1 protein-coding gene is annotated in these 710 nt (G+C 71.3%); it reads right to left on the reverse strand.

Annotated features, from left to right (window positions below; all coding sequences use genetic code 11):
* On the reverse strand, window positions 1–569 hold a 569-nt coding region (locus G6024_RS13945; protein ID WP_159148963.1), incomplete at its 3' end, for an NAD(P)/FAD-dependent oxidoreductase.
* Window positions 570–710 lie beyond the last annotated feature (141 nt).

Consider the following 710-nt stretch of genomic DNA (forward strand, 5'->3'; position numbering starts at 1 on the left):
CGACCGTCGACCTGGACGGGCATGAGCCGGTCGTTGCGCTCCACGACGTGCGGGGTCAGCCCGATCAGGCTCAACGCATTGGCGGCCTCGATGCCGAGCAGCCCGCCGCCGATCACGACGCCGTGCGCGCCGGGCCCTGCGGTCTCGGCGGCCGCGCGGATCGCGTCGAGGTCGTCGAGGGTGCGGTAGACATGGCAGCCGGGCAGGTCGTGACCGGGCACGGGCGGGACGAACGCGCGCGAGCCGGTGGCCAGGACCAGCGTGTCGTAGGAGATGAGCTCGCCGGAGTCGAGTTCGACCTGCCGCGCGGATCGGTCGATCGCCGTGACGAGGTGTCCCGAGCGGACGGTGACCCTCGGGTCGGCGGAGTGGCGGGCGTCCTCGAGGTGCAGGGCCGCACGTTCCCAGGCGCCGACATAGGCCGAGAGGCCCACGCGGTCGTACGCGGGGTCGGGTTCCTCGCCGATCACCGTGACGGCCAGGTCGGTGTCGGCGTACCGCGAGCCGAGGGTGGAGACGAATCGGTGGGAGACCATCCCGTGCCCGACGACGACGATGTGCTCAGTCATTCCTGGACCTCCTTCGAGCCTGTACCGATCAGGCTAGGAAGGCGGTGTTGCGGAACTGTGGCGTCGGATCACGGTCCCGTGACGCTTAGTTCACAGGGGACCCGGCGGCGGGTGAGGCCGCGGACGGGCTACGGGTGCGGG

The sequence above is a fragment of the Dietzia maris genome, assembly GCF_014144855.1.
Lineage (GTDB): Bacteria > Actinomycetota > Actinomycetes > Mycobacteriales > Mycobacteriaceae > Dietzia > Dietzia kunjamensis.